The organism is Maricaulis sp. (assembly GCF_048270095.1).
GTDB lineage: Bacteria > Pseudomonadota > Alphaproteobacteria > Caulobacterales > Maricaulaceae > Maricaulis.
Window position 1 is genome coordinate 1 of the sequence record NZ_JBLWTL010000040.1, and the last position, 10,097, is coordinate 10,097.

Genomic DNA, 10,097 nt, shown 5'->3' on the forward strand with positions numbered 1-10,097 from the left:
CCCTGGGGGGTTCGGCGTGTCAAGGAGGATGCCCGCGAGGCGGCGCCGAAGGGGGCCTTGACCCGCTAAACCCCGCAGGCCCCGGTGCTGGCAAGCCGTTTATGGTAGAATGTGCGCCTAGGCGCAGATGTGTGAATTGAAACGGGGAAGTGGGGAATAACTGTGTCGGCCCCGGTTTATTCTGACAGCCCCCGAGTGCTCGGGGAATCATGTGGCGCCGCCCGGCGCCGAACTCGATCAGATTGCCGCGCCGTCCGCCCGCCAGCGAGTCCTCCGGGTGTAAAATTCGCTGAAACACTTTTCCATTTCGTCCCTGGCGTATAGCGTGGCCCCGGTCACGCCTGCTCTCCGGCTGTCCCGCTATCAAGCGGGGCGGTCACAGGGTTGAGTGTTCTTGCTCACCTCGACAGGTCTGACACGGAACTTCGCCGTGCCCGGCGGCGCGGCCAGAGCAAAGGACGCTGATATGACACGATGCGTGCAATCGGGACTTCCACTCACCCTTCTCGCCACACTTCTGGTGGCTTGCGGTGGCGACACCACGCCTCCAGGCGCCACTGCCAGCGGCGATGATGATGGTGAGCCAATGGTGGTGATGGAACAGAATAATGGCGGCATGCATGCGCAGGCCGGCGCCAATCTGGACCTGCCCGCGGGCTTCCCCGAGGATGTGGCGCATTATCCCGGCCTCAATATCTATGGCGCCAGCGCGATCCCGAATATGGGCTACACGCTCGCCGCCCTGGCTCAAGGCTCGCCGGCAGAGGTCGCCGCCTTCTATTCACGCGAGATGGCGGAGCTGGGCTGGACCGAAGCCGCCAACGCACCGAACGGGCCGGGCCAGATGTTGCGCTTCGAGAAAGGTGCACGCTCGATCTCGCTCAACCTGATACCCAATGGCGATGATACGACGCTGTCGATCACGGCCTTGAACTAGGGGCCCGCCATGCCGCGCCGCCCGACCCGCTTCCTGACCCGGTTCGGACTGGGCCTGCCCTTTGTCCTTGCCGTGATGGCACTGGCCTTTGGTGCAGGGACTTATCTGGGTGGCCACTTCCTCGTCCCGCCCGGCCAGGGACTTGCCGCACCGGCGGAGGCGATGGGATATGGCTTGCTTGCGGCGCTGATCGCCCTCGTGATCGCGACCTTCGCTGCCATGAAAATGCCGGTAAAGGCGCTCGGCTTGCTGGCCATGGCGGGACTGCTCGTCTGCCTCGCGCTCGCCACCAGCCTGACCCTTGCCATGCGCAAGGCCGAGACCGAGCGCGAGGCGCAGATCCGCAATCTTCAAACGCCCCGGACGAGCACCCAGGCCATGGAGCCGGCATGCGCCAGCCCCGGGAGCGACACTCCAAACGATGAGACCTCGCCATGCTCCGACGATTGATTGGCCTGTTTATATGGAGCCTCGCGGCGGCGCTGCCGGGCACGGCGCACGCCGATGCGTGCACGCCCACCGCCACGCACTACGCCGCGACAGTCAGTGGCGAAGTGGCCGGCCAGCATCAATACAGCGCTGATCTGGGACATGACTGGACGCTCCATCTGGCGCCGGCACCGCATGGCTGGGACATCCAGGTGCTCGACGCGACCGGCTATAATCTCGCCCTCGCCACCCTGCCCGTTCATGGCGGTACCAATCCGCGAATGCTCTATGGCTGGCATTTTCGCAATGCGGCCAATACCGGTCCCAATCAGGGCGATGTCAACGCGCCGCAAACCATGCGCCGCTTCATGCTCAACGACCCGCGCGGCGCCTTCCGGGGCATCGGCCTCGGCTGGCTCAATATGCGCGATTATGGCCTGGCCGGTCTGGAGCCGGGCGAACGGGCACGCATGGTCTATCTCAATTTCAATGCCTGCGTGATGATCCCCAAAACGGAAGAAGAGCGCATTCGGGATGAAAACCTGATCAGTCCGGTCTATCTCGACGAAGAGCTGGAACTGATCCGGACCTGCGGGCTCGATCTCGCCTGGCGCCCCGAGGCCTGGGTGATGCCGCGCCTGCTGGGCGGTGATTTCGATGCTGACGACGCGCACGACTACGCCGTCCCGGTTATCCGCGAAGCCGATGGCCAGCACGGTATCGCCGTCTGCCGCGCCGGGACGTGGACGTCTGTCTTCGGCGCTGACGCGATCCCGCCGGGCAGTGATCTGGCGCCGGGTTATTTCAACCAGGTCGAGGCCTGGAGCGTGGGGTCGCGCGCCGACCTGCCGCAATATTTCGGCGACACAGGCCTGCCGGCCGGTCCCGGCGATGTCATCACGATCGAGCGGATCGAGAAATCCGCCTACAGCCTTTATTGGGATGGCGCAGGCTTTCGCAGCCATCACCATTACACAATGGTCGAACCCTAGGAGCCAGCCATGCGTCTCTTGATCGTCGCCTGTTCACTCATCGCGTTGAGCCTCAGCCCGGTGCTGGCGCAGTCCTATAGCCTCGATGCGCCCGGTGAGGCGCATATCCGCCAGGATATCGAAGTCCACTGGACGGCACCGGAGGCGCGCGGCAGCATCATCGAGATCCGGCCTGCAAGCGGGGAAGGGAGGCGGGTCAGCTACGCCTATCCGAACACCAACCCGAAAATGATCATGGCACCGGAAGCGCCGGGCGAATATCTGCTGGTCTATGTCGCCGAGAATGAAGTGCGCGCCAGCCAGCCGCTGACCGTTTTCACCCCGGACGCCTCACTCTCCGGGCCCGCCTCGGTCGGCGCCGGCGAGACCTTCGAACTCTCCTGGACCGGTCCGGTCAGCCGCAGTGATCTTCTGACCTTTGCGACGCGCGACGGCGATCGCATTCGCGGAGCAAGCTATGCCTATGTCGGTGGCTTGCGCGGCCAGCCGGCCTCATTGCGCGCGCCCGCAGACGCCGGCAGCTACGACCTTGTCTATGTGAGCGGCGAGACCATCCTGGCCCGCACACCGATTGAAGTCAGCGGGATCGAAGCCACGCTGACAGCCCCGGCCGAAGTCTTCCAGGGCGGCACGGTGCGCGTCTTCTGGGAGGGTCCGGAAAACAGCCAGGACCTTATCAGCTTCGCCGCACGCGATGGCGATCACATTGGCACTGCCAGTTATCACTATGTCGGCAATGCGGGCGAGGATGGCGGCGCCAATCTGACCGCGTCGGAAACGCTCGGTGCCTACGACATTGTCTATATCTCCAGCGGCCGGATCATCGGCCGCACGCCGATCAACGTTGTGGAAGCCTCCGTCGCGCTGGACGCCCCCGACGAAGTGACGGCCCACACCCAGTTCGCGGCGCATTGGGACGGTGCAGGCAATTATGGCGACAGGGTCGAAATGCGTGACGGCGCCGGCACGCTCGCGACCTACCGGCACATCGACCCCAATGAGGACTTCGTGACGTTGGGCGCACCCGGCGAGCCCGGCGACTACACGCTGGTCTATCTCACCCGGGCAGGGCGTGAAATGGCGCGCCGGCCGGTCTCCGTCTCGCCGCCACCGGCACAGCCCGGACAATTGCTGGTGGAGCAAAGCCGCGCTGCGCTCGGCCCGGACGATGCGGTCGGCGTGATCCTCGATGCCTCCGGCTCGATGCTGCAGCGGATCGGCGATGAGCGCCGCATCGCCATTGCGCGCGAAAGGCTGACCGGTCTTGTCGGCGACACGATCCCGCCCGGCACCGGCTTTGCCTTGCGCGTCTTCGGTCACCGCGAGCCCGACAGCTGCCGCACCGACCTGGAGATCCCCCTCGGTCCGCTTGATCCGGATTCCGCCAGCGCGATTATCCGCAATGTGAACGCCATGAATCTCGCGCGGACGCCGCTGGGCCACTCAATCGAATTGATGGCCAGCGACCTGGCAGACGTCGCGGGCGAACGCGTCCTCATCGTGCTGACGGATGGCGAGGAAACATGTGACGGCGATGCCGCCGCCGCAATCCAGGCGCTGCGTGACCGCGGATGGGACATCCGGGTGAATATTGTTGGCCTGGCGATTGGCGATGCGGACCTCGAGGCGGTCTTTCAATCCTGGGCGGCGATCGGTGGCGGACGATATTTCGCTGCCGCCGATGAGGCCGAGCTGGCCGGGGCGCTCGCCAGCGCCGTGACCGGGCCGTTCACCGTGCACGAGACCGGGAGCGGCGACACCATGGCGAGTGGCCGTCCGGGCGAATTGCTGACCCTGCAGGCCGGCACCTATCTGATCCGGTGGGGCCAGAACCGTCAGGCGACCGCGGAAATCACCGCCGGCGACACCACCCGCCTCACGCTGGAGTAGAGTCTGCCCCAACGCAAAAGCGCGCAGCCCTGAGAGCTGCGCGCCTGCATTCGATCCGCTTCGTAAAGCGCCCTAGCCGACTTCGGCGGGGATTTCGTCGAGGGTTTTTTCCATTTCCAGGAAGGAAGGCTGCATCTTGCTCGGGATGCCGCCGCGGCCGATCTCGACGGAGATCTGGGCGGCATTGCCGTGCAAGTGGGCGACGAGAACCGACTGGATGATCTTGTAGAAGCCGCTCTCTTCGTCATAGATCGCCGTCATATAGGCGGCGAAGGGGCCGACAAAGCCGTAGGCGATAAACACGCCGAGGAAGGTTCCCACCAGCGCGCCGCCGATATAGCCGCCGAGCACGGCGGGCGGGCTCTCGATCGCGCCCATCGTCTTGATCACGCCGAGCACGGCGGCCACGATGCCCAGCGCCGGCAGGCCATCGGCCATGGTCTGCATGGCATGGGCCGGATCGGCGGCCTCGTGATGGTGCTTCTCGAGCTGTTTTTCCATATGGTCTTCGACCTGGTGCGGGTCTTCCAGGTTCATCGTCATCATGCGCAGCGTGTCGCAGATGAAATCAACAGCGAAATGGTCCTTCATGATCCGCGGATAGCGCGTAAAGATCGCGCTCTCCTTCGGGTTTTCAATATGCGATTCCAGCGCGATGACGCCCTTGGTCTTCATCATCTTCGTCAGCAGGAAGAGCAGGGAAAGCAGGTCGGTATAGTCCGACGCCTTCCATTTGGAGCCGGTAAAAACCTTGCCCAGATCGCCCAGTGTCTTGATGACGGTTTTCGGCTTGTTGCCGATCAGGAAGGCCCCGGTCGCGGCGCCGCCAATCATCATCATCTCATAGGGCAGCGAGTGCAGGATGACGTCGAAATGACCGCCCGAGAGGGTAAACCCTCCGAAGACCATCACGAACACGACCACAATGCCGATAATCTGAAACATTTAAACGTCCACCCGTTCCATATCCGGACATTGATGCCGCCCGATTTGAGAGCACTATGACGCGTTAAGCTTAATGTCCGGTTGAACAGGCGTTATCTTGAGGTTTACGGAACAGTCGCTTGCCAATTCATGCAAAGCTCCTGAAGCTTGCCATCCGATGACCCCGCTCTACGACCCCACCAATCCATCCGGCCCGAGACAGCGCACGGCGGCTTTCCGCCTGCTCTTCATCTGTCTGATGGCGACGGGAATCGGCAATAACATGTTGTTCGCCATCCTGCCGCCGCTGGCGCGGCAATTGGCAGTGCCGGAATACTGGGTCGGGGCGATCTATACGGTCTCGGCGACGCTTTTCATGACGATGACGCCGATCTGGGGCGCGCTGTCGGACCGGCGCGGCCGCAAACCACTGATCATTTTCGGCCTCTGCGCCTTTGCCGGTTCCACCCTGATGTTTGGCGGCGCGGCCTGGGCCGGCGAATCCGGCTGGGTACCGCCGCTCGCCGCGATCTTCGCCATGGCGCTGGCGCGCACCCTGTTCGGCTCGCTCGGCTCGGCCACCAATCCGGCGGCCCAGGCCTATGTCGCCGACCGCACCAGCCCGGAAGAACGCACCGAAGCCCTGGCCGGACTGACCGCGGCCTTCGGGCTTGGCGCCGTGATCGGACCGACGCTCGCTGCCGCTTTCGTCGATATTGTCGGCGTCCCGATCTTCATGGTGATGATCTCAGCCTCGGTCGCTGTCAGCGCCCTGGCGGTGTGGAAATTCCTGCCGGAGCAAACCCCGCCCCGCGCCCAGCAACGCCCGCTCAACCCGTTGCGGCAATTCGGTTTCGCCGCCGATCCCCGGATCGCACCCTTCATGATGTATGGCGCCGTGATCTGGATCACCCAATCGCTCAGCCTGGCGACCCTGTCCTTCTTCATCATGGATGCCCTCGGGCTGGATGAAAGCCAGGGGCTGCAAATGTCAGCCATCGCCCTGGCGGCCGGCGCCGGCGCGCTGATCGTGGCGCAATTGATTGTCATCCCGGCCCTGAAAGCCTCTCCGCGCGTGCTGATGTCGCTGGGCGGACTGATCACCGCGCTCGGCAGCGGCGTGATGCTGATCGCGCCGAATTATGCCGGCATTGTCTTCGCCTATCTGATGACGAGCTTCGCCTTCGGGCTGGCGCGGTCCGGCTTCGTCGGCGGCGCCTCGATCGCCGTCACCCCGGAAGAACAGGGCCGAGCCGCGGGCCTGACAACGGCAACCGCCGGTCTGGGCTTCATCATCGGGCCGGTGGGTGGCTTGATGATGTATCACCAGCTGGGCCATCACAGCCCCTATATCGCAGCGGCTGTGCTGAGCATCGCCGCCCTGGCCCTGGCCTGGTGGCATCCGGGAATTGCCCGCGTGACGGCCCCGGTGACGGTCAAAACCGAGCCTTAGAACAAGGCCCGGTTTCTGTCATCACCGCCGCCTGGCGCCAGGCCAGGCATTAAACCCCTTACCAGCCGTCTGGCAAATCCAGGCCGACCAGCGGATCGATAATCTCGGCCGGCAGCGGCACGTCCTCGACCCAGACCGGACGTGGCAGATCCTGCACCCACAGGGGCGCATCGCCGAGCGGGTCGATATCCGCGAGCAATTCATCATCGGTCAGGCCGAGATTGAGAGGCAGCGCATCATCGCCCAGCAATGGGAGGCCCTGCGCGTCAGGGCCCTGCACGTTGGGGCCGGCCGGCAAGGTGACGCCTCCGAACAGGCCTGTCGGCCCGTCATCAATGCCGGAGAATTGCGAAATCCGGGCAAGCGCCCCGCCGCCATCAGCGGCGAGGACGGTGAAGGTTTCGACGCGGATATGCCGGTTACCGGCCTCATCCGTCAGCCGGGCCAGATCGCGCAGATCATGGAAATCCGTCCAGGCGTCGTCAAACACGTCCTCAAGCGAGAGCGAGGCCAGACCGGTTTCGGCCCCGACCACGGCACCGACCAGATCCTGCCAGCCCTCGGCCGCGCCCATGACATCAGGGCCGGCCTTGTGCGCCGTATCGATCAGGCCGGGCCTGTGCGAGGCGTCGATCTCGGGCATGATCTGGACAAAATCCGTCCTGATATCCACCCCGAACCCGCTGACATGCGATGGCCAGGATGCCAGCTCGGCCGCTTCGCCGGCCGGCATGGCCCCGACCGGTCCCTGGTCGGGCGCCGAAACGCCATATTCGATAATCGAGATACTCACCAATTCCGTCACACCATCCGGTGATCCGGTGCGATTATCGGTGACAACCTGGTTTCCGGCGCCATTCGTGGTGATCGTGTAGTCGCTGACCACACCACTGAAAATCACCCGGTCGGCGCCGCTGCCGCCATAGAGAACGTCGGAACCGCCGCTGGCATAGAAGACGTCGACGCCGTCACCGCCACGCAGGATATTGTCGGCGCTATTGCCGATCAGCGTGTCATTGCCATTGCCGCCCGTGGCGTTCTCGATCACCGTGCCGCGCGCGATACCGACATTGCCGGTGCCACCCTGCACGCTGGAGAAATGTTCGGCGCGCAAATCCAATGTCTGGTGGGCGTTGGAAAGGCCGTAATCCATCGTATCCGTGCCGCCCGTATCCACGATCGTATAGCTCGTGATCGTCTGGAAGGACGCTGCATCATAGATCGCGTTTCCGGCAGTCGAATTGAAGCCGTAGACCGTGTCGCCACCGCGGATACTGCTCGCGCTGCCATACATGTTCTGCAGGGCGATGATGTCAGCCATCTGCGGCGACACCACGAAGGCATAGGACGCCTCGACATAAGTGTTTTCGACCTGGCTGAAATAGGACATCACGGTCGATTGCCAGGAATCATTGAGATAGGCCGCATCAACCCCGTAATCGGCTGCACCATTATACGGACCGGCATGCCCCAGTCCGAGCGCATGACCGATTTCGTGGATGTAGGTCTGGAAGGAATATGTGTCGAGACCGGTGCCATAATCACTCAGCCAGTCTGTCGAGACATTCACGGTGGATGACTGGATGGTGGACCCGGACAGGACGGAGGTCGAGAACGCACCCTCTTCGTCATCATCAAACACCATCAGCCCGCCGCTGAACACTTCGGTGAAATTAATGCCCGTCAGGTCCGACCAGAGCTGCAACGCCGCTCGCGCCAGGGTTTGCCCGCCCGAGGTCAGGCCGACCAGGTTGACCGTGATCGTGCCGCCCTCGGTGACGCTCCACTGCCGGGCCGTCTGGCCATTGCCGGCCCAATAGCCGGTCTGCAGAAAGTCCGCGATCTGGTCATTGGTGTAGAACTCCAGCGGCGCAGCCGTTTCAACCCCGAGGCTATAATCACCGGTATAGCCATCGTCCCAGGCTGCAGCCTCGATATAGTAGGTCCCGGTCGAATTGACGGTGTAGGTCAGAAGTGCGTTCCGGCCCGGTCCACCATCATCATTGGTGGCGACCAAATCGCCGGACGCGTCATAGAGCCGAACCAGCGGATCGATCAGCGCGTCACCACCCGTGCCATCAAGCGAGATTGCATAGCGTTGCCCGGCCGTCAGCTCGACCCGGATCCAGTCCCGGTCGCCGACAGTCTCCAACTCACCAATATAGGTCCCACCGACCGCGATCTCGACCTGGGTCGACGGATCGGCCGGCACGTCCTCTACCGTTTCGACGACATTGGTCACTGTCACGGCCAGGGACTGGACCGTATTGTTGGATCCGTCATTCGCAACAACGGACAAATCATAGACATTGTCGGCATCGGCATCGCCTGGCGCTTCAAAATCGGGTGCCGACAAAAAGCGGATAATCCCGGTTGTGCTGTCGATCCGGAACAGGCCGGCATCATCGCCACCGAGCGAGAAATTCAGGGTGTCGCCCTCGGCATCGGTCGCCCGTGCCCGGCCAACGGCAATCTGGTTCTCCTCCACCGACACCGCATCCGGAGACGTAAAGACCGGCGCAACATCATTCACGTTTTCAACCGTGATCGAGATATCCTGCGAGGTGGAAAAGACGCCGTTGGAGACATCGACGGTGACATTATAGACATTATCGCCGCCAGCATCGGCCGGGGCCTCGTAATCCGGTGGTGCCAAGAATAACAGGCCGCCCCAGTCACCCGCCATTCTGAACAGCGCGGCATCCGGTCCGGACAGCGTGTAGGTGTGAACTTCCGGGTCACTGTCGGAGACTTGGATCGTGATCGCATCGGTCAGGTTTTCCGGCACGGTAAAATCGGCATCAGAGGTAATGACCGGCCGGGTGTCGGTTACATTCGACACCCAGATTGCCACGTCCTGCTCGGTGGTAAACCGGCCATCGCTGGCGCTGACGACGACATTATAGACATTATCACCATCAGCGGATTCAGGCGTCTCGTAATCGGGCGCCACCTTGAAGGTCACGACACCCGTCGCCGAGTCGATATTGAAGAAGGCCGCATCGGTGCCCGCCAGGGCATAGCTCAGCGTCGCGGCCCCGGAATCGCCATCAGTCGCGGTAACCGTATAGGCTGCGGTCTGGTTTTCAGCGGCGTCCGCGGCGGCGGCCGACGTTATCACCGGTGGATTGTCGTTGACCGGTTCCAGCACGATATGCACCAGCTGATCGTCAAACCATAGCGCTTCGATATTGGTCAGAGTGTCGACGCCATCGGCACCAATGACCGTCGCGGTCAAACCCGAAATCTCGACCGTGTAGTCTGCGTAATTGCCGGAATAGACTGCCGTGTCAGTGCCCTCACCGCCATCAATGACATCGTCGCCGAGCCCGCCCCACAACTGGTCGTTCTCGGAGCCGCCATCAATTGTGTCATCGCCCTCGCCGCCATAGAGCCAGTCCGCCCCGGAACCACCGTCAAGCCAGTCATTGCCGGCATCGCCATGGATTTCGTCGCGCCCGTCATTGCCGTA

Annotated in this window: 7 protein-coding genes; 5 read left to right on the forward strand and 2 right to left on the reverse strand. The window is 63.1% G+C overall.

From position 1 onward, the window contains the following. The first annotated feature begins 466 nt into the window (after positions 1–466). Genes ACN0YJ_RS14295 through ACN0YJ_RS14310 form a run of 4 tightly spaced genes read left to right on the forward strand, consistent with a single transcriptional unit; the run spans position 467 to position 4,248 of the window. Entirely contained in the window at positions 467–937 is a 471-nt protein-coding gene (locus ACN0YJ_RS14295; protein ID WP_417496593.1) for a hypothetical protein, read from the forward strand. A 9-nt stretch (positions 938–946) separates the two neighbouring features. After that, a complete protein-coding gene (locus tag ACN0YJ_RS14300; protein WP_417496594.1) occupies positions 947–1,387 on the forward strand; it encodes a hypothetical protein in 441 nt (146 codons plus the stop codon). Continuing rightward, the gene (locus ACN0YJ_RS14305) at positions 1,372–2,358 is read left to right on the forward strand and encodes a hypothetical protein (protein ID WP_417496595.1); all 987 of its coding nucleotides are present in this window, start codon (positions 1,372–1,374) and stop codon (positions 2,356–2,358) included. The genes ACN0YJ_RS14300 and ACN0YJ_RS14305 overlap by 16 nt, the downstream gene beginning before the upstream one ends. 9 nt (positions 2,359–2,367) lie before the next feature. Further along, complete coding sequence (locus ACN0YJ_RS14310; RefSeq protein ID WP_417496596.1) at positions 2,368–4,248, forward strand: VWA domain-containing protein; 1,881 nt, start codon at positions 2,368–2,370, stop codon at positions 4,246–4,248. Positions 4,249–4,320: 72 nt separating this feature from the next. Here ACN0YJ_RS14310 and motA read toward each other — a convergent pair whose 3' ends face one another. Continuing rightward, positions 4,321–5,193: a flagellar motor stator protein MotA gene (gene motA, locus ACN0YJ_RS14315; RefSeq protein WP_417478070.1), complete on the reverse strand. Its 873-nt coding sequence runs from the start codon at positions 5,191–5,193 to the stop codon at positions 4,321–4,323. Between the two features lie 157 nt (positions 5,194–5,350). Here motA and ACN0YJ_RS14320 point away from each other — a divergent pair, with 157 nt between their 5' ends. After that, entirely contained in the window at positions 5,351–6,625 is a 1,275-nt protein-coding gene (locus ACN0YJ_RS14320) for an MFS transporter (protein ID WP_417489015.1), read from the forward strand. A 58-nt stretch (positions 6,626–6,683) separates the two neighbouring features. Here the strand turns inward: ACN0YJ_RS14320 and ACN0YJ_RS14325 are convergent. Further along, a partial coding sequence (locus ACN0YJ_RS14325; RefSeq protein ID WP_417496597.1) for a M10 family metallopeptidase C-terminal domain-containing protein occupies positions 6,684–10,097 on the reverse strand: 3,414 nt, incomplete at its 5' end.